The organism is Janthinobacterium sp. PSRC1-1 (assembly GCF_049897525.1).
GTDB classification, from domain to species: Bacteria; Pseudomonadota; Gammaproteobacteria; order Burkholderiales; family Burkholderiaceae_D; genus Janthinobacterium; species Janthinobacterium tructae.
In genome coordinates this window covers 1-17325 of sequence record NZ_JAFCWK010000009.1, presented here as the reverse complement: position 1 = coordinate 17325, position 17325 = coordinate 1, and the positions used below count along the sequence as shown (strand labels likewise).

16 protein-coding genes and 4 tRNA genes are annotated in these 17325 nt (G+C 61.1%); 11 read left to right on the top strand and 9 right to left on the bottom strand.

Annotated elements, in window-relative coordinates; all coding sequences use genetic code 11:
• Nucleotides 1-3: 3 nt before the first annotated feature.
• From tilS to cysS, 4 genes are all read right to left on the bottom strand, one after another.
• The gene (gene tilS / locus ACP7DW_RS19420; RefSeq protein WP_426056228.1) at nt 4-1422 is read right to left on the bottom strand and encodes a tRNA lysidine(34) synthetase TilS; all 1419 of its coding nucleotides are present in this window, start codon (nt 1420-1422) and stop codon (nt 4-6) included.
• 157 nt (nt 1423-1579) lie between these two features.
• The gene (locus tag ACP7DW_RS19415; protein ID WP_010396889.1) at nt 1580-2554 is read right to left on the bottom strand and encodes an acetyl-CoA carboxylase carboxyltransferase subunit alpha; all 975 of its coding nucleotides are present in this window, start codon (nt 2552-2554) and stop codon (nt 1580-1582) included.
• 54 nt (nt 2555-2608) lie between these two features.
• Entirely contained in the window at nt 2609-3328 is a 720-nt protein-coding gene (locus ACP7DW_RS19410) for a DNA-3-methyladenine glycosylase family protein (RefSeq protein ID WP_289953354.1), read from the bottom strand.
• Nucleotides 3328-4725 carry a cysteine--tRNA ligase gene (gene cysS, locus ACP7DW_RS19405; protein WP_426056227.1) on the bottom strand — a complete coding sequence of 466 codons (1398 nt, stop codon included), beginning with the start codon at nt 4723-4725 and terminating at the stop codon, nt 3328-3330. Before cysS ends, ACP7DW_RS19410 begins: the two co-directional genes overlap by 1 nt.
• 278 nt (nt 4726-5003) lie before the next feature.
• On the opposite strand from cysS, the gene ACP7DW_RS19400 reads away from it, so the two are divergent.
• The 7 genes from ACP7DW_RS19400 (at nt 5004) to ACP7DW_RS19370 (ending at nt 10208) form a co-directional block, all read left to right on the top strand.
• Nucleotides 5004-5642, top strand: coding sequence for a peptidylprolyl isomerase (locus ACP7DW_RS19400; RefSeq protein WP_426056226.1), 639 nt, complete (start codon nt 5004-5006; stop codon nt 5640-5642).
• Nucleotides 5643-5713: 71 nt separating this feature from the next.
• Nucleotides 5714-6205 (top strand): peptidylprolyl isomerase, encoded by a 492-nt coding sequence (locus ACP7DW_RS19395; protein WP_035817428.1) that lies wholly within the window; start codon nt 5714-5716, stop codon nt 6203-6205.
• An 86-nt stretch (nt 6206-6291) separates the two neighbouring features.
• Entirely contained in the window at nt 6292-7047 is a 756-nt protein-coding gene (locus ACP7DW_RS19390; protein ID WP_426056225.1) for a UDP-2,3-diacylglucosamine diphosphatase, read from the top strand.
• Nucleotides 7048-7116: 69 nt separating this feature from the next.
• The gene (locus ACP7DW_RS19385) at nt 7117-7839 is read left to right on the top strand and encodes a DUF72 domain-containing protein (RefSeq protein ID WP_426056224.1); all 723 of its coding nucleotides are present in this window, start codon (nt 7117-7119) and stop codon (nt 7837-7839) included.
• 124 nt (nt 7840-7963) lie between these two features.
• A complete protein-coding gene (locus ACP7DW_RS19380; RefSeq protein ID WP_426056223.1) occupies nt 7964-8344 on the top strand; it encodes a GntR family transcriptional regulator in 381 nt (126 codons plus the stop codon).
• Nucleotides 8341-9213, top strand: a complete 873-nt coding sequence (locus ACP7DW_RS19375; protein WP_426056222.1) for an ABC transporter ATP-binding protein — start codon at nt 8341-8343, stop codon at nt 9211-9213. The genes ACP7DW_RS19380 and ACP7DW_RS19375 overlap by 4 nt, the downstream gene beginning before the upstream one ends.
• Nucleotides 9210-10208 carry a hypothetical protein gene (locus ACP7DW_RS19370; RefSeq protein WP_426056221.1) on the top strand — a complete coding sequence of 333 codons (999 nt, stop codon included), beginning with the start codon at nt 9210-9212 and terminating at the stop codon, nt 10206-10208. Before ACP7DW_RS19375 ends, ACP7DW_RS19370 begins: the two co-directional genes overlap by 4 nt.
• 60 nt (nt 10209-10268) lie before the next feature.
• On the opposite strand, the gene udk is transcribed toward ACP7DW_RS19370, so the two are convergent.
• The 5 genes from udk to rnr all read right to left on the bottom strand — a co-directional run bounded on the left by udk (nt 10269) and on the right by rnr (nt 15977).
• Nucleotides 10269-10910, bottom strand: a complete 642-nt coding sequence (gene udk, locus ACP7DW_RS19365) for a uridine kinase (RefSeq protein ID WP_141168552.1) — start codon at nt 10908-10910, stop codon at nt 10269-10271.
• Between the two features lie 108 nt (nt 10911-11018).
• Nucleotides 11019-11729, bottom strand: a complete 711-nt coding sequence (locus ACP7DW_RS19360) for a YceH family protein (protein ID WP_426056220.1) — start codon at nt 11727-11729, stop codon at nt 11019-11021.
• A gap of 10 nt (nt 11730-11739) precedes the next feature.
• Nucleotides 11740-12489 (bottom strand): serine O-acetyltransferase, encoded by a 750-nt coding sequence (gene cysE, locus ACP7DW_RS19355; protein WP_289953350.1) that lies wholly within the window; start codon nt 12487-12489, stop codon nt 11740-11742.
• A 164-nt stretch (nt 12490-12653) separates the two neighbouring features.
• Complete coding sequence (rlmB, locus tag ACP7DW_RS19350; protein WP_141168549.1) at nt 12654-13397, bottom strand: 23S rRNA (guanosine(2251)-2'-O)-methyltransferase RlmB; 744 nt, start codon at nt 13395-13397, stop codon at nt 12654-12656.
• 15 nt (nt 13398-13412) lie between these two features.
• The gene (gene rnr, locus ACP7DW_RS19345) at nt 13413-15977 is read right to left on the bottom strand and encodes a ribonuclease R (protein WP_426056219.1); all 2565 of its coding nucleotides are present in this window, start codon (nt 15975-15977) and stop codon (nt 13413-13415) included.
• 386 nt (nt 15978-16363) lie between these two features.
• Between rnr and ACP7DW_RS19340 the strand changes: the two genes are divergently transcribed.
• The 4 genes from ACP7DW_RS19340 to ACP7DW_RS19325 all read left to right on the top strand — a co-directional run bounded on the left by ACP7DW_RS19340 (nt 16364) and on the right by ACP7DW_RS19325 (nt 17147).
• Nucleotides 16364-16448 (top strand) — tRNA-Leu (locus tag ACP7DW_RS19340).
• A gap of 302 nt (nt 16449-16750) precedes the next feature.
• Nucleotides 16751-16835 (top strand) — tRNA-Leu (locus tag ACP7DW_RS19335).
• 69 nt (nt 16836-16904) lie between these two features.
• Nucleotides 16905-16989, top strand: a tRNA-Leu gene (locus ACP7DW_RS19330).
• A gap of 73 nt (nt 16990-17062) precedes the next feature.
• Nucleotides 17063-17147: transfer RNA gene (locus tag ACP7DW_RS19325), tRNA-Leu, on the top strand.
• The last annotated feature ends 178 nt before the right edge of the window (nt 17148-17325 follow it).

Below are 17325 nucleotides of genomic sequence, written 5' to 3'. Positions count from 1 at the left end.
CGCTCAGCAGGAGAGCCAGCGCAAGGCGACGCGGGGACGGTCCAGCAGACTCAGGCAATGGCAATCGAGGCCGATACCGGCCGCATACAGCAATTGTTGCGCCGCACAGACAAGTGGCAGGCGTTCGCGCTCCCAGGCGGGCACGTCGAACGCCTGATAATGGTATTTCAAGCTCTTGGTGGGACGGTTCAAGGCCAGCTTCAGGCGCTCGCCGCCCTGGCGGAAGTCGATCGTCAAGGTTTGAGATTGCAACCAGGCAATATCGATGCCCTGGCCGCCCGCTTCCACCGCATCGAAATGCAGCACGCCGCCATACGCGGGAAAGGCCAGGCTGGCCTCGCCTTTCCATGCGAACTCCTGGCCGGCTTTTTCCAGGCCGGGAATGCCCGCGTCGTCACGCTCGCGCATCCCGGCCAGGTCATTGAGCTTCGGCGTCAGATATAAACGGTCGCGGTGGCGCCGCACATGGCATTCGGGATGCGTGACCAGCAGTTGCGCATCGGGCCGCGCCTCGAGCAATTGCGCCAGCATTTCCGCCAGCCACGCCGTCGACGGCATGCGCAAGCCGCGCGTGCCGAACCAATGGCGCAGCAGGTTGTAGCAGCGGTCCGCGCTCAGCGCGCGCAACTTGGCCAGCTCGATGCACTCGCCATCGAGACAAGCGGCCAGATCCTGTGTCGCCAGTTCCGTCAGCAGGCGCTGCGCCGATTGCGCGTGCTGGGCGCTGCGGGCGAAGCGCTCCTGGAAGCCGGGAAACGCCTGCGCCAGCACAGGCATCACCTGGTGCCGCAGAGCATTGCGGGCAAAGCGGGGATCGTCGTTCGACTCGTCGTGGATGTGTGCGATCGCATGTTGCGCCACATACGCTTCGAGCTGTTTGCGCGACACCGACAGCAGCGGACGCGCCATCACCAGGTCCGGGTTGCCCAGCAGCTCGGGCGCGCTGTTGGCGCCATCCATGCCGGACAGGCCCGCCGTGCCCGAGCCGCGCAGCAATTGCAGCAGCACCGTCTCGGCCTGGTCGTCCTGGTGGTGGGCTGTGAGCAGCAGGCGCACGCCTTGCGCCGCGCACAGCTCGCCCAGAGCCGCGTAGCGGCGCTTGCGGGCCGCCTCTTCCGTGCCCGTCTTGGCATTTTTTTCCAGGGTGACACGGCGTGCCTCGAAGGCGATGCCCAGGCCGGCGCACAACTGCGCGCAGTGGGCCAGCCAGGCATCCGCATTCGGGCTCAGGCCGTGGTGCACGTGAAACGCGTGCAAGGTCACGCCGTGCTCCTGCGCCCAGGCATGCGCCAGGTGCAGCAGGGCCGCGGAATCGAGGCCGCCGCTCAGGGCGATGCCGACGGGACTGCCGGCTGGCGGCACGCAGGTTTCCAGCGCGCGGGCGAAGATGTCGGCGACGGTGGCGGTTTGTTGCTTTTTCAATCAGGACTCCGGGAATGCAAAGAGGGACAGGCTGCTAAACGGATGGTGTCGTTTAGCGGACTGTCCCTGGTGTGTTCTACTGTCTTGTCGGCTTACGTCATGTCGGCTTACGCTGCGCTAAGCCGACCTACGCCGACCTGCACTGACCGGCGATGGCTTACTCGCTCGGCGTGGTTTCCTTGAACTTGCCGTAGCTCAGCAGTTTCTCGTGGCGCGCGGCCAGCAGGTCCTTGGTTTTCATGCCGTGGAACTGGCGCAGGGTGTCGGCCAGTGCGCGTTTCAGCAAGGTCGCCATCTGCTTCGGATCGCGGTGGGCGCCGCCCAGCGGTTCGTTGATGATCTTGTCGATCAGGCCCATGGCTTTCAGGCGGTGCGCCGTCAAGCCCAGCGCTTCGGCCGCGTCGGAAGCGCGCTCGGCGCTCTTCCACAGGATCGAGGCGCAGCCTTCCGGCGAAATCACGGCGTAGGTCGAGTACTGCAGCATCAGCACGGCATCGCCCACGGCAATCGCCAGCGCGCCGCCGGAACCGCCTTCACCGATGATGGTGGCGATCAGCGGCACTTTCAGTTCGGCCATCACGTACAGGTTGTGGCCGATCGCTTCCGACTGGCCGCGCTCTTCCGCGTCGATGCCGGGGAAGGCGCCTGGCGTGTCAACGAAGGTGAAGATGGGCAAGTTGAATTTTTCAGCCACTTTCATCAGGCGCATGGCCTTGCGGTAGCCTTCCGGCTTCGGCATGCCGAAATTGCGCAGGGCGCGCTCTTTCGTGTCGCGGCCCTTCTGGTGGCCGATGACCATGCACGGCTGGCCGTTGAAGCGGGCCAGGCCGCCGACGACGGACAGATCGTCCGCGTAGCTGCGGTCGCCATGCAATTCATGGAAATCGGTAAAGATTTCATTCACGTAATCCATGGTGTAGGGGCGCTGCGGGTGGCGCGCGATCTGCGCCACTTGCCACGGCGTCAGCTTGGCGTAGATATCCTTGGTCAGCTGCTGGCTCTTCTTGGCCAGGCGGTCGATCTCTTCCGAGATGTCGACGGCCGAATCGTCTTGCACGAAGCGCAACTCTTCGATCTTGGAATCGAGTTCCGCGATCGGCTGTTCAAAATTGAGGAAAGTCGTTTTAGTCATTGTACCTCCAGGTTTTACCGGCCACGGCGCCAGGGCGCGCGGCGTCATCTATGTTTATTTTACCGTACCGGCTGCTGCGCCGGGGGCTGCATCGGGTGCGGCAGGGGCGGCTGCAGGGTCGAGACTACGCCACAAATACCACGTCGCCACGGTGCGCCACGGTTCCCAATTGGCGGAAACCTCGCGCGCATCGCTGCGGGAAACTGGTTCACCGGAGAAATAATTGACGCTGATGCCCTGGATCAAACCGGGGTCGTCGAGCGGCAAGACATTCGGCCGTAGCAGATTAAATATCAAAAACATCTCGGCTGTCCAGCGGCCGATGCCGCGGATCTGCACCAGTTCGGCGATGACGGCTTCGTCATCCATCTGGTCCCACTGGCTCGCGTGCACGCGCTTGGCCTTGAAATGGTCGGCCAGGTCGAGGATGTATTCAGTCTTGCGTTTGGACAAGCCGCAGGCCGACAGTTGCTCGGCGCCCGCCTTCAGCACTTGCGAGGGCGTGCATTTCGGGCAAGCGGCCAGCAGCTTTTTCCAGGCGGCATCCGCCGCCTTGGGCGTGATCTGCTGCCCCACCAGCGAACGGGCCAGGGTGGTAAACGGGTCGCTATGGCCGACCAGGTGCAGGTCGCCAAATTGCGGGATGAGCTTTTTCATGATGCGGTCGCGCTTCATCAGCTCGATCTTCGCCTCTTCCCAGTAGTGCGGCACCTGGATCACTTGCGCCAAGTCCGTCACCTTGGGGGCTTCCCCGTTTTCCCTGGACGTTGGCATCATGCGCGGCGCCAGTTGGTCGAGCCGTCAGGCTTGTCTTCAAGAATAATGCCCGCCGCCAACAGTTCGGCGCGGATCTTGTCGGACTGCGCAAAGTCGCGCGCCTTTTTCGCCGCACTGCGCGCCGCGATGGCCGCTTCGATGCCGGCCGCCTCGTCCTGCCCACCGGCGGCGGCGCCGACGGTCGCTTGCAGGAATTGCTGCGGCGTGCGTTCCAGCAAGCCAAATACGCCTGCCAGGCCCTTCAATTGACGCGCCAGCGCCGGCGACTTGCTCTTGTTGACTTCCGTCGCCAGGTCGAACAGGGCGGCCACGGCCAGCGGCGTGTTGAAATCGTCATCCATGGCGTCGGCCACGCGCACGGCATGCGCTTCGCTCCAGTCGATGGCGCCCTCTTCCACCGCCACGTCGGCCAGCGCCGTGTAAAGGCGCGTCAGGGACAGGCGCGCATCATCGAGGTGCACGTCCGAGTAATTCAGGGGGCTGCGGTAGTGCGCGCGCAGGATGAAGAAGCGGATCACTTCGGCATCGAACTTTTGCAGCACTTCGCGGATGGTGAAGAAGTTGCCGAGCGACTTGGACATTTTTTCATTGTCCAGGCGCACGAAACCATTATGTATCCAGTAATTCACGCTGGTATGGCCGAACGCGCCTTCGGATTGGGCGATCTCGTTTTCGTGGTGCGGGAATTGCAAGTCCGCGCCGCCGCCATGGATGTCGAACTGTTCACCGAGCAAGGCGCAGGACATGGCCGAACACTCGATATGCCAGCCCGGGCGGCCGCGGCCCCACTTCGAATCCCATTTGACTTCTTCCGGCTCGGACTCTTTCGACGACTTCCACAGCACGAAGTCGAGCGGATCGCGCTTGCCCGTGTTCACGTCGACGCGCTCGCCCGCGCGCAGGTCGTCGAGCGACTTGCCCGACAGCTTGCCGTAGTGGGGGAAGTTGCGCACAGCGTAATTGACGTCGCCGTCAAGACCCTGGTAGGCCAGGTCCTTCGCTTCGAGCTGTTCGATCAGGCGCAGCATCTGCGGCACGTACTCGGTGGCGCGCGGCGTGTGGTCGGGCGTCAAAATGCCCAGCGCGGCCGTGTCTTCATCCATGTACTGCGTGAAACGCGTCGTCAGCTGGGAAATCGTCTCGCCGTTTTCCACGGCGCGGCGAATGATCTTGTCGTCGATATCCGTAATGTTGCGCACGTAGGTGACGTCGAAACCGGAGGCTTTCAGCCAGCGGTAGATGACGTCGAACGCCATCATCATGCGCGCATGGCCGATATGGCAATAATCGTAGATGGTCATGCCGCAGACGTACATGCGTACCTTGCCAGCTTCCATCGGGACGAATACCTGCTTCTCGCGAGCCAGGGTGTTGTAAATCTTTAGATTGCTCATCGTACTTTGCAAGTGGAGCGGCCACCAGCCTGGCAAAACGACAGACAGGCGCGGACACCGGGGGTGCCGCGCCACTGAACTGCCGTGTGCGCCAAGACTGGTCGAGCCGCTATAGTGTTGTTCTTGTTTGTTAGAATTAGGGCGTTAGCGGTCAAGTATAACATTGATAAAAACCATACTGGCCCGATATGGATCAGGTTTTTACGATGTTCAACCGAAACTCACTTCTTTTAGCACTAAAGCAAGTTTAGAGAAAAATAACGATCAAGGACACCTTCATGCAAGAAATCAAATCGAAACGCCTGTCTTTCCTGGCGCGCTTTTGCACCCTGTTTGCCGGCCTCACCCTGGGCAGCGCCGTCGTGGCAGCCGCCCCCGCAAGCCCTTCGGCTGCCCTCGACCCCACGCCGCACGTGGCGCTGAAAACCAGCATTGGTGAGATCGTGCTGGAACTGGACCAGGAAAAAGCGCCGCAAAGCGTGGCCAATTTCTTGCAGTATGTCAACAGCGGTTACTACAAGGGCACGGTATTTCACCGCGTCATCGACGGCTTCATGATACAGGGCGGCGGCTTCGACAAGAACATGAAGCAAAAAGCCACCAAGGCGCCGATCAAAAATGAGGCGCAAAACGGCTTGCAGAACGTCACCTACAGCATCGCCATGGCGCGCACGGGCGACCCGCATTCGGCCACCGCGCAGTTCTTCATCAACGTGAACAATAACGGCGCGCTCGACTACCCTGGCCGCGACGGCTTCGGCTACACGGTGTTCGGCAAAGTCATCAAAGGCATGGACGTGGTCGACAAGATCAAGGCCGTGCCCGTGGCGGACAAGGGACCGCACCAGAACGTGCCCGTCACGCCTGTCGTGATCGAATCGGTGACTTTACTCAAATCCGCGCCCGCAAAACTGTAAAATAGCGTTTTTGCGGCCCTGAAGCACGGGGGCCGTCGAATCATTCTTCATCTAATTTATTAAGGATCATCATGACCTCCGTCATCATCACCACCAATCTGGGCAAGATCACCGCTGAACTGGACGCCGAAAAAGCGCCGAAAACGGTTGCCAACTTCCTCGCCTACATGCAAGCCGGCCACTACGACAACACGATTTTCCACCGCGTCATCGACGGCTTCATGATCCAGGGCGGCGGTTTCGAGCCAGGCATGAAACAAAAGCCTGCCGACACCACCGTGGAAAACGAAGCCAAGAACGGCTTGAAAAACGATACCTACACCCTGGCCATGGCCCGCACGTCGGACCCGCACTCGGCATCGGCCCAGTTCTTCATCAACATCAAGAACAACAGCTTCCTCGACTACCCAGGCCAGGACGGCTGGGGCTACGCCGTGTTCGGTAAAGTCACCGAAGGCAAGGAAGTCGTCGACGCCATCCGCGCCGTGAAAACCTCGCGCGCCGGCATGTTCGCCGATGTGCCAGTGACCGACGTCATCATCGAGAAGGTAGAAGCCGCGTAATCAGGCTTTGGCATCATGAATAACAGGCATTGCAGCGTTTTCGCCTCTCCATGCACTTCACTTTTTGGGAGCGTTGAACGATGACAATGCCTGCCGCACTCTTTATTTCCGACCTGCATCTGCAGAGCTCGCACCCGCGCACCAGCGCGGCGTTTCTTTCTTTCCTGGAACACCATGCGCAATATGCGCAAGCACTGTATCTATTAGGCGACCTGTTCGAATACTGGGCCGGCGACGATGACCTGGAAGACCCGTTCAATGCGCGCATGACGGCCGCCATCCGCGCCGTCAGCGATGCTGGCGTGCACGTGTACTGGATCGCCGGCAACCGCGATTTCCTCGTCGGCTCCGGCTTTGCCGCCGCCGCCGGCGCCACCCTGCTCAGCGAACCGCATGTGGCCACCATTGCCGGCCGGCGTATCGTCTTGCTGCATGGCGACGCCGAATGCACGAAAGACGTGCAATACATGGAATTCCGCGCCATGGTGCGCCAGCCCGCCTGGCAAAAACAGTTCCTGTCCATGCCGCTGGCGCAGCGCAAGGCCATCATCGACGGTTTGCGCAAGAGCAGCCGCGCGCACAATGGCGAAAAATCCATGGACATCATGGATGTCACCCCCGCTGCGGTGGCGCAAGTGTTTGCCGAACAGGCCAGCACCGTCATGATCCACGGCCATACGCACCGCCCTGCCGTGCATAAAGTTGACGACACCTTGCGCTATGTCCTGCCAGACTGGGAATGCGACGTGACGGCGCCGGAACAGCCACGCGGCGGCTGGATCGCCATCGATGCACGCGGCAACATCACGCGCCACGACCTGAACGGCGACGTCATCGACTAGGCTTGCGCCGACCGCCGCACGGGCGTTTGTCCGATAGCCGCGCCCGCCTGGCCTTGCTGTAATGGCGCCATGCACACTATTTACATCGGCACGGCCGGCTGGAGCCTGTCCAGCGCCGCCGCCAGCCGCTTCCCCCTCGATGGCAGCCATCTGCAGCGCTATGCCCGCGTCTTGCCCTGCGTGGAAATCAACAGCTCCTTCTACCGCCCGCACCAGCCCTGCACGTATGCGCGCTGGGCCGCCAGCGTGCCCGAGCACTTCCGCTTCAGCGTAAAATTGCCGCGCAGCATCACACACGAACGGCGTTTGCGCGACTGTGCGGCCGAACTGGAGCGTTTTGCGGGAGAAGTCATGCAACTGGGGAATAAGCTGGGCTGCGTGCTGGTGCAGCTGCCGCCCAGCCTGCGCTTTGATGGGGACGTGGCCGCCGCCTTTTTCCATGCGCTGCGCCAGCGCTTCGACGGCATGCTCGCTTGCGAAGCGCGCCACGCCAGCTGGTTCGCGGCGGACGCGACCGAGCTATTAACGATGCTGCGCATCACGCGCGTGCGCGCCGATCCGCCCGCCGGCCAGCCGGGGCCGCATGTGCCGACCACGGATATCGCCTACTTCCGCCTGCACGGCAGCCCGACCATCTATTACTCGGACTACCCGGCCGACTATCTGGCAAGCCTGGCCAGCGCCCTGCGCGCACAGGTGCAGGCCGGCAGCTGGTGCATCTTCGACAACACGGCGGCCGGGGCCGCCCTGTTCAATGCGCTGGACTTGCAGGCGCGGCTGGCCAAAAAATAGGTGTTGAATTTTTTATCCTTAGTGTTATAGTTAACTACAACACCGATCAACTACATCACGGAGCTTCGATGCCTACAGCATTTTTCACGCGCCGCCCCGCCCCGCCCTTGTCGGAGCGCATTCCATGAGCGCGGCATGGAACGACAACAGCCCCATCTACCGCCAGCTCAAGGCACGGGTGGTGGGCATGATGCTCGATGGCGTGCTGCAGTCCGGCGACGCCTTGCCGTCGGTGCGCCAGGTGGCGGCCGATTATCAATTGAATCCCATCACGGTTTCGCGCGCTTATCAGGAACTGGTCGACGATGCCCTGGTGGAAAAACGCAGAGGACTTGGTATGTATGTCTTGGATGGCGCCCGCGATAAATTGCTGGCCAGTGAACGCGAGCGCTTCATGCGCGAAGAATGGCCGGCGATGCTCGAACGCATCACGCAACTGGGCCTGGACCTCGATCAACTGCTGCAAGCGAGCCGCGACAGTGGCGCACAGGGAGAGAACGCATGAATGCATTGAACAACGATAGCGTCATCAGCGCACGCGGCTTGCGCAAGCAATATGGCAAGCAGGTGGCCATCGATGGCATCAGCTTTGATATCGCGCCAGGGCGCATCGTCGGCTTGATCGGGCCGAACGGCTCCGGCAAGACCACCACCCTGAAAGCCATCCTGGGCCTGACGGGCTTCGAAGGCGAGCTGTCCGTGCTGGGACGCGACCCGCGCGTGCAGCGCGACGCGCTGATGGAGGACGTGTGTTTCATCGCCGATGTGGCCATCCTGCCCGGCTGGCTGCGCGTGCGCGACGCCATCGATTTTGTCGCCGGCGTGCATCCGCGCTTCGACCGCTGCAAGGCCGAGCGCTACCTGGCCCACACCAAGCTGGCGCCGAAGATGCGGGTCAAGAGCATGTCAAAAGGCATGATCGTGCAATTGCACCTGGCGCTGGTGATGGCCATCGACGCCAGGCTGCTGGTCCTCGATGAACCCACCCTGGGCCTGGACATCCTGTACCGCAAACAGTTTTACCAGAACCTGCTGGAAGACTATTTCGACGAAAACAAGACCATCATCATCACCACGCACCAGATCGAAGAAGTCGAGCACATCCTCAGCGACCTGATGTTCATTCGCGACGGCAAGATCGTGCTGGCCTCGTCGATGGAAGAAGTGGGTGAACGCTACATTGAAGTGATGGTGGGGCCGCAGCACGTGAATCCGGCGCGCGCGCTGCAGCCGATCAGCGAACGCAGCGTATTTGGCAAGTCCGTAATGCTGTTCGATGGCGTCGCCCGCAGCCAGCTGGCCACCCTGGGAGAATTGCACACGCCGAGCCTGGCGGACCTGTTTGTCGCGACCATGAAAGGATCGTACCCATGAGCATCACCCCTGTGAACAAAATGAAATGGCTGATCCGGCGCGAATTGTGGGAGCACAAGGGCATGCTGCTGTGGACGCCCGCCATCATCGGCATCGTCATGACGGCGCTGGCCGCCCTGATGACGGCAGGCGCCGTCGCCAAGCTCAAGATGCGCACGGCGCTGATCATCAACGGCGAAGACATGTCCTGGAGCGCCGTCTTCAACACCCGGACCTTGAGCCCGCGCCGGACGGAAATCATCGACACCATCGCCAACAACTATACCTACGTGGCCGCGCCGCTGTTCCTGGCCCTGGGCTTCCTGGTATTTTTCTATTGCCTGAGCGCCCTGTATGACGACCGCCGCGACCGCAGCCTGCTGTTCTGGAAGTCGCTGCCCGTCTCCGACGCCCAAACGGTGCTGTCGAAGCTGGCCATCGCCATCGTCGTCACGCCGCTGATCGTGGTCGCCGCGGCCTGCCTTACCTCGCTGGCGCTGATCCTGATACTGAGCGGCGTGCTGGCGCTCAACGGCATCTATGTCTTTACGGAACTGCTGGCCGCGCCGGGCCTGTATCTCGGCCCGCTGCGCCTGTTCGGCCTGATTCCCGTCTATGCCCTGTGGGCCTTGCCCACCGTGGGCTGGTTGCTGATGGTATCGAGCTGGGCACGCTCGAAGGTCTTGTTCTGGGCCCTCGGCGTGCCACTGCTGCTGCTGGTCCTGACCGTCTGGGTCGGCAAGCTGAGCATGACGGAAGCCGATATCGGCTGGATACAAATGAACGTGATCGCGCGCGCCCTGCTGGGCACGATTCCAGGCAGCTGGTACCTCTTCGAGCCGGGACTGCTGCCACACATCAACACCATGGCAGCAGGCTCGCAGATGACGCGCATCGACATCTTCGCCAACTCCTGGTCCAGCCTGGCCATGCCAGCGGCCTGGCTGGGAGCGGCGGCAGGTGTGGCGCTGATTTACGCCGCCATCCGCCTGCGCGGCTGGCGCGAAGAAGGCTGAGCTGGGTGGCGCCCTGCACGCGTATGCCGGCGCGGCATACGCGCAGCTGGCCGGCTGAAATCAGGCCCGCGTCAGCTGACCGATCACGCTGGCCACCTTGGCGGTGATCATGTCGACGGCGGGGCCATTCGCACCATGCGGCAAAATGACATCGGCGTTGCGCTTGGTCGGTTCGATGAACTGCTTGTGCATCGGGCGCACGGTTTCCAGATACTGCTCGATGACGCTTTCCACCGAGCGGCCGCGTTCCGTGATATCGCGTTGCATGCGGCGGATGAAGCGCACGTCGGAGGCGGTATCGACAAAGATCTTCAGCGACATCATGTTGCGCAAGTCTTCGTCATACAAGGCAAACAGGCCTTCGATGACGATCACCGGCGCCGGTTTGACGGGAATGGTCCGGCTGGAGCGGTTGTGCAGCGTGAAGTCGTACTCGGGCATCTCGATGGCGACACCATTGCGCAAGGCCTGGATGTGCTGCACCAGCAACGGCCACTCGAACGCCTGCGGATGGTCGTAATTCTGCTGGCGCCGCACTTCAGGGGTGAGGTGCGTCTGGTCGCAGTAGTAATCGTCCTGCATCACGACCGAGACCATGTCGGCGCCAAATGACGCCAGCACCTGTTGGGATACGGTGGACTTGCCACTGCCGCTGCCGCCAGCGACACCAATAACAAACGGTTGGAAGGAAATAGTATTCATGCCGAATGATACCGGAAACATGAGCGGACTGACAGGGAGCGGCTGATCCAACATGATGTTCCGCAGGCCGGGTGCGCGGCGGCGCGCCGCGTCATCCGGGCCGCGCCATCATTCGAACTGCTTGCGGAACGCCTCGAACTGCGCCGCCAGGCCATCGAAGTCGCTGCGCAATTGCAGCACTTCCTGTTCCAGCTGGGCCACCCTGCTGCCCTGCTGCGGCGCGCTGACGGCGCCGGCAAAACCGGCCGCCGTCTCGAACTGCGCCAGCGCTTCTTCGCCGCCCAGCAAATGGCCGTAGCGCGGCTCCTTGGCGCCGGGCGCAACGGCCAGCTTGGCCACCAGCGGCGGGTATTTGTCGATCAGGAACTGCAGGCCCGATTCCACTTCCGCCACCGACTTGAATTCATGCACGCGGCCGCTGCGGCTGCGGATCTCGCCCGCCGTCTGCAAGCCGCGCAGCATCAGGATCGTCAGGATGGCCAGTTTATCCTGTTCCAGCGACCACTTGATGCGCATGCGGTGTTCATACTTGGCCACCCTGGCACCGGCCTGCGTGATGCCGTTGACGAATTTGCGCTGCATCAAACGCTGCAGCACGTCGTACACGGTTTCCTCGGACAGGGCCATGACGGGGTCGCGGCTGGAGAGCTGGTTGCAGCCGTTCGTCAGGGCATTCAGGGACAGCGGATAGCTGTCCGGCGTCAGCGCTTCCTTTTCGGCCAGCACGGCCAGCACGCGGATCTCGAAGGGGTCGAGCAGATTCGGATTGTCACTGCCCTTTTCTGCTGTGTTTTCAGCTATGTTTACGTCTGTAGTCATGCCTGTATCCTTAATCAACCAGCTTGTTCATTTGCTCAGAATCAAATTTATCACACTCAGGCACAGCCTGGCAGCAGATGCCCGCCGCCTTCAGGGTGGCGAGGATGGTTTCGATGCGCTGTTCCTGCGCCACGGCATGCGTGATCAAGCCCTGCAGCGCTTTCGACAGCGGATCGTCGCCGTTCGGCGTGACGCCATACGCGGCGAACAGGTGCGCCGTGCTGCCCTCGCGCAAGGCGCTGACATCCTTTTGCACGATGTGCGCGGGGTTGCCGACCGCCGTGGCGCCGGACGGCACGGGTTTCAATAGCACCGCGTTCGAACCCACCTTGGCGTACTCGCCCACGGTGAAACTGCCCAGCACCTGGGCGCCGGCGCCGACGATGACGCCGCGCTCCAGCGTCGGATGGCGTTTGCTGCCGCTGTGCAGCGAGGTGCCGCCCAAAGTGACGCCCTGGTAGATGGTGCAGTCGTCACCGACGACGGCCGTCTCGCCGATCACCACGCCGAAGCCATGGTCGATGAAGACGCGCCGGCCGATGACGGCGCCCGGATGGATCTCGATGCCCGTGATGATGCGGGCGATATAGGAAATGAAGCGCCCCACCCACTTCATGTGCCGCGTCCAGCACCAGTGCGCCCAGCCATGCATGACGATGGCGTGCAAGCCCGGATAACAGGTCAGCACCTCCCAGCCATTGCGGGCGGCCGGGTCACGTTCGATGATGCTGTTGATGTCTTCGCGCAGGTGGTGGAACATAAGACGGATTTCTGAATAGATAAGAGACAAGACGCAAATGGTAGCGTATTCGGCGGCACGCTGCCGGAGAGGCGGATAAACAACCGCCGCCTCAAGGGCGGCGGCTGATTTTTTGGAAGCGCAACAAAACATTCAAGGCAAGGCAATGCCGCCCTGGACGTTTTTTAGCCTTCTTTCGCGATGCGCTGGCGGCGCGCTTCGTACAGACACACGCCCGATGCCACCGACACGTTCAGACTCTCGACGGAGCCGAACATCGGGATGCTGACGAGGATGTCGCAGGTGTCGCGCGTCAAACGGCGCATGCCTTCGCCTTCGGAACCCATGACGAGGGCCGTCGGGCCCGTGAAATCGGCTTCGTACAAGCCTTTTTCGCCATCGTCGGTGGTGCCGATCAGCCAGATGCCACGCTCTTTCAATTCACGCATGGTGCGCGCCAGATTCGTCACGGTGATGTACGGGACGGTTTCGGCGGCGCCGCTGGCGACCTTGGCGGCCGTGGTATTCAAACCCACGGCACGGTCCTTCGGCACGATGACGGCATGTGCGCCGACGCCGTCGGCCACGCGCAGGCAGGCGCCCAGGTTGTGCGGGTCAGTGATGCCGTCGAGTATCAACAGCAGCGGCGGGCCATCGATGGCGTCCAGCAGCTCATCGAGATTGCGCGCCAGCGACAGCTGCGACGCAAAGGCGATCACGCCCTGGTGGCGGCGCGTGCCGACGATTTTGTCGAGACGCGACGAATCGACGGGCATGACGCGCACGTTGGCCGCCTTGGCGGCGGCGATCATGTCTTTCATGCGGCCGTCGACGCGGCTGGCATCGACGAAAATTTCTTCCACGGACGACGCTTCATGACGCAGGCGCGAGGTGACGGCGTGGAAGCCGAAAATCATTTTATTCTTCATGTGTTATCGCTTCTTTTAACGCTTGCTTTTGCTTGTTTTTGATACAGTTTTTGCTGCACGTGGTGCCGCTGCGGCAGGTGCCGCAGCAGGTTTCTTGCTGCGCTTCGGCGCGGCGGCCTTGGGGGCTGCCGCCTTGGGGGCTTCCTTCAAGGCTGTCTTGGCTGCAGGCTTGGCTTGCGCCTTGGCGCCGTTGGAACGGCCGCCGGAACCATTGCCGGGTTTGCCACCGTTGTTGACGCTGGCTTTGATCTCATGGCGCTGCTCGGTCGCAGGACCGGGCTTGACCATGGATTTCTTTTCGCCCTTGCGCTTGCCGCCGCCGTTCGGCTTGGCTGGCGCTTCTTCGCCCGCCAGTTCCGCATCGGTGACCAGGCGCAGGTCGATCTTGCGCGTTTCCAGGTCGACTCTTGCCACTTGCACCGTCAGGCGGTCCGTCAATTGATAACGTTTGCCCGTGCGTTCGCCGCGCAATTCATGGCGCGCATCGTCGTACTGGAAGTAATCGGTACCCAGCTCGGTGACGTGCACCAGGCCTTCGACGAACAGCGTGTCGAGCTGCACGAACACGCCAAACGTCGTCACGCCGGTGATGGTGCCGGTGAACTCTTCGCCCAATTTATCCTGCATGAAGTAGCACTTGAGCCAGGCTTCCACGTCGCGCGACGCTTCGTCGGCGCGGCGCTCGTTGGCCGAGCAATGCACGCCCAACGCGTCCCAGATCGTCAGGTCCGTCTTCTTCGGCTTGCCGTCGGCCTTGTCCTTCGCCTGCTGCTTGCGCGTGGCGTTCGACACGTTGGTGTTCAACACGACTTTATCGGACAGCTTCGGCTCGTATTTCTTGCCTTGCAAAATAGCCTTGATGGCGCGGTGCGTCAGCAAGTCGGGATAGCGGCGGATCGGGCTGGTGAAGTGGGCATACGCCTCGTAGGCCAGGCCGAAGTGGCCGATATTGTCCGGGCTGTAGACGGCTTGCTGCATCGAGCGCAGCAGCATCGTTTGCAGCAGGGCCGCGTCGGGACGCTGCTTGATCTGCTGCATCAGGGTCTGGTAATCGGATGCCGATGGCGTGTCGCCGCCCGTCAGGTTCAGGCCAACCTGTTTCAGGAAGGTGCGCACTTGCGTGAGCTTTTCCTTGGTCGGGCTGGCGTGAATGCGGTAGGTGCCCGGATGCTTATTGCGCAGCAACAAATCGGCCGCGCAGACGTTGGCCGCCAGCATGCATTCTTCGATGATCTTGTGCGCTTCGTTGCGCGTGCGGGGGATGATCTTTTCGATCTTGCCGGCGCTATTGCAGACGATATACGTTTCCGTCGTTTCGAAATCGATGGCGCCCCGCTCCGTGCGCGCTTTCAGCAAGGCGCGGTAGACGGCTTCCAGGTTCTGCAGGTGCGGCAGGATGTCCGCGCGGCGTGCCGCTTCCGGTCCCTTGGTGTTGCCCAGCACGGCAGCGACTTCGTCATACGTGAGGCGCGCGGCCGAATGGATCACGGCCGGGTAGAACTGGTACGCCTTCAACTCGCCCTTGTCGCTGACGACGGCGTCGCAGACGAGGGTCAGACGGTCGACGGCCGGATTCAGCGAGCACAGGCCATTCGAGAGTTTTTCCGGCAGCATCGGGATCACGCGGCGCGGGAAATAGACGGACGTGCTGCGCTCGAGCGCGTCGATATCGAGCGCGTCGTTCGGCTTCACGTAATGGCTGACGTCGGCAATCGCCACGATCAGGCGGAAGCAGTTGGCGCGGCCCACCTTGACGGGTTCGCAATACACGGCATCGTCGAAATCGCGCGCGTCTTCGCCGTCGATGGTGACGAGCGGCACGTCGCGCAGGTCGACACGCTCTTTCAGATCGGCGTCGCGCACTTCGAACGGCAGTTTTTCAGCTTGCTTGAGGGCGGCGGCGGAGAAAATGTGCGGCACGTTGAATTTACGCACAGCAATTTCAATTTCCATGCCCGGGTCATCCAGGGCGCCCAGCACTTCGACGATCTTGCCGACCGGCTGCTTGAAGCGCATCGGTTGCTCGGTCAGCTCGACGCTGACGATCTGGCCGGCCTTCGCCTTGCCCACCGAACCGGTGACTAAAATGTCCTGGCCGATGCGCTGGTCTTCGGGCGCCACAACCCAGGTGCCGTTTTCCTGGATCAGACGGCCAATCACGTGGCTATTGGCGCGGTAAGTGACTTCGACGATCGTGCCTTCCGGGCGGCCGCGGCGGTCGGTGCCGACGATGCGGGCCATGACCTTGTCGCCATGCAGTACTTTCTGCATTTCTTTCTCAGGCAGGAACAGGTCGGCGCTGGCGTCGTCGGGAATGACGAAGCCGAAGCCATCGCGGTGGCTGGTGACGCGACCGGCGACAAGCGCGCTCTGGTCGGCCAGGCTGAAAACACCGCTGGCGTCAGACTTGAGCTGGCCGTCGCGTTCCATCGCCTTCAGGCGACGGACCAGGACATCCATGGAATCGGCATGCACTTGCAGCGTTTTCCCCAGAGACTGCGGGTCGAGAGGCGCGTTGACGCTGCGGAATATGCCGAGAATGTCCTCCCGGCTGGGGATGGTGTGGGTATTTTGGCTCAAAAGTATTTCTATAGTTGTTATTGACAGTGATCAAACGGAGAACAAAGACCGATGACATCACCGTCAATATTGACACGGTGATGTTCGATAGTGTACCGGAGGACGCCTTGGTTTGCCTAACGACAGCGTAGCGGAAACCGAACAAGTGCCCCGCCGATGAAAAAAAGGAGAAAAGCTGCGCAATGCATTTGACTTCGGCACATATTGCTCTATAATCCTGGTCTCTTGCAGCGACAAACCTTCACGGGGATGCAGTTGCAGGAAAGCGGTACAGGGTTGATGTGCAGTATGGAGCGAAAGCTCATCTGGCGCAAAACTCTTCAAGCCGCTATAATAGCAGAATTGTTGCTAAGTTATTTTGCAACAAGTAATACAGCAGCATCAGTGCCCACGTGGCGGAATTGGTAGACGCGCATGGTTCAGGTCCATGTGCCTTCGGGTGTAGGGGTTCGAGTCCCTTCGTGGGCACCATTACCTAATTCGCAAAAAGGCCGCAAACTTTCACGAGTTTGCGGCTTTTTTCATTTCCGCAGCGAAAAGCCCGCCCCTCCCGGCAAGCAAGTCACCCGACATGCCCGCGGACAGAAACCTGCCAGAAAACGCTGAAAAAATAGGCAGATTTGATCTTTTTTCATAGAGAGCAGCCCTTTTCAGGGGAAAAAACATGTTTCTTGAAGAAAAGTGCAAAATGTTGATTGACCGAATGCGCGCCAGCCCTTATGATTTTGTCCTCGCTGCAGAACACGCAGCGACAAGCAGCAAGCAGTAACAATGCCCACGTGGCGGAATTGGTAGACGCGCATGGTTCAGGTCCATGTGCCTTCGGGTGTAGGGGTTCGAGTCCCTTCGTGGGCACCACCAGCAACAAGTTGTTGATTGTTGTGATCCGCAGTACAGTAGCAAGATAGTAGTAACAAGCAGCACAATGCCCACGTGGCGGAATTGGTAGACGCGCATGGTTCAGGTCCATGTGCCTTCGGGTGTAGGGGTTCGAGTCCCTTCGTGGGCACCACCAGCAACGAGCTGTTTTCGTTGTAGTCCGCAGTACAGTAGTGAGATATAGCAATAGTAGTAGCAGCATCAGTGCCCACGTGGCGGAATTGGTAGACGCGCATGGTTCAGGTCCATGTGCCTTCGGGTGTAGGGGTTCGAGTCCCTTCGTGGGCACCATTACCTAATTCGCAAAAAAGCCGCAAACTTTCACGAGTTTGCGGCTTTTTTCATTCCAGTGACCCATCCTGGAATAAGTTGACACTTTTTCGATGCAGAGAAGGAGTGTCAAATGGAACAAGGGTTTAGGCGCAGCCAGCGCGATTACAGTCTGGCTTTTAAATTGAGCGTTGTCGAG

Coding starts and splice junctions, on each gene's coding strand:
- ACP7DW_RS19415 (WP_010396889.1), bottom strand. CDS start 2,554: ATGACTAAAACGACTTTCCTCAATTTTGAACAGCCGATCGCGGAACTC.
- ACP7DW_RS19400 (WP_426056226.1), top strand. CDS start 5,004: ATGCAAGAAATCAAATCGAAACGCCTGTCTTTCCTGGCGCGCTTTTGC.
- cysE (WP_289953350.1), bottom strand. CDS start 12,489: ATGTTCCACCACCTGCGCGAAGACATCAACAGCATCATCGAACGTGAC.
- rlmB (WP_141168549.1), bottom strand. CDS start 13,397: ATGAAGAATAAAATGATTTTCGGCTTCCACGCCGTCACCTCGCGCCTG.
- ACP7DW_RS19390 (WP_426056225.1), top strand. CDS start 6,292: ATGCCTGCCGCACTCTTTATTTCCGACCTGCATCTGCAGAGCTCGCAC.
- ACP7DW_RS19375 (WP_426056222.1), top strand. CDS start 8,341: ATGAATGCATTGAACAACGATAGCGTCATCAGCGCACGCGGCTTGCGC.
- cysS (WP_426056227.1), bottom strand. CDS start 4,725: ATGAGCAATCTAAAGATTTACAACACCCTGGCTCGCGAGAAGCAGGTA.
- ACP7DW_RS19360 (WP_426056220.1), bottom strand. CDS start 11,729: ATGACTACAGACGTAAACATAGCTGAAAACACAGCAGAAAAGGGCAGT.
- ACP7DW_RS19370 (WP_426056221.1), top strand. CDS start 9,210: ATGAGCATCACCCCTGTGAACAAAATGAAATGGCTGATCCGGCGCGAA.
- ACP7DW_RS19380 (WP_426056223.1), top strand. CDS start 7,964: ATGAGCGCGGCATGGAACGACAACAGCCCCATCTACCGCCAGCTCAAG.
- udk (WP_141168552.1), bottom strand. CDS start 10,910: ATGAATACTATTTCCTTCCAACCGTTTGTTATTGGTGTCGCTGGCGGC.
- ACP7DW_RS19385 (WP_426056224.1), top strand. CDS start 7,117: ATGCACACTATTTACATCGGCACGGCCGGCTGGAGCCTGTCCAGCGCC.
- ACP7DW_RS19395 (WP_035817428.1), top strand. CDS start 5,714: ATGACCTCCGTCATCATCACCACCAATCTGGGCAAGATCACCGCTGAA.
- ACP7DW_RS19410 (WP_289953354.1), bottom strand. CDS start 3,328: ATGCCAACGTCCAGGGAAAACGGGGAAGCCCCCAAGGTGACGGACTTG.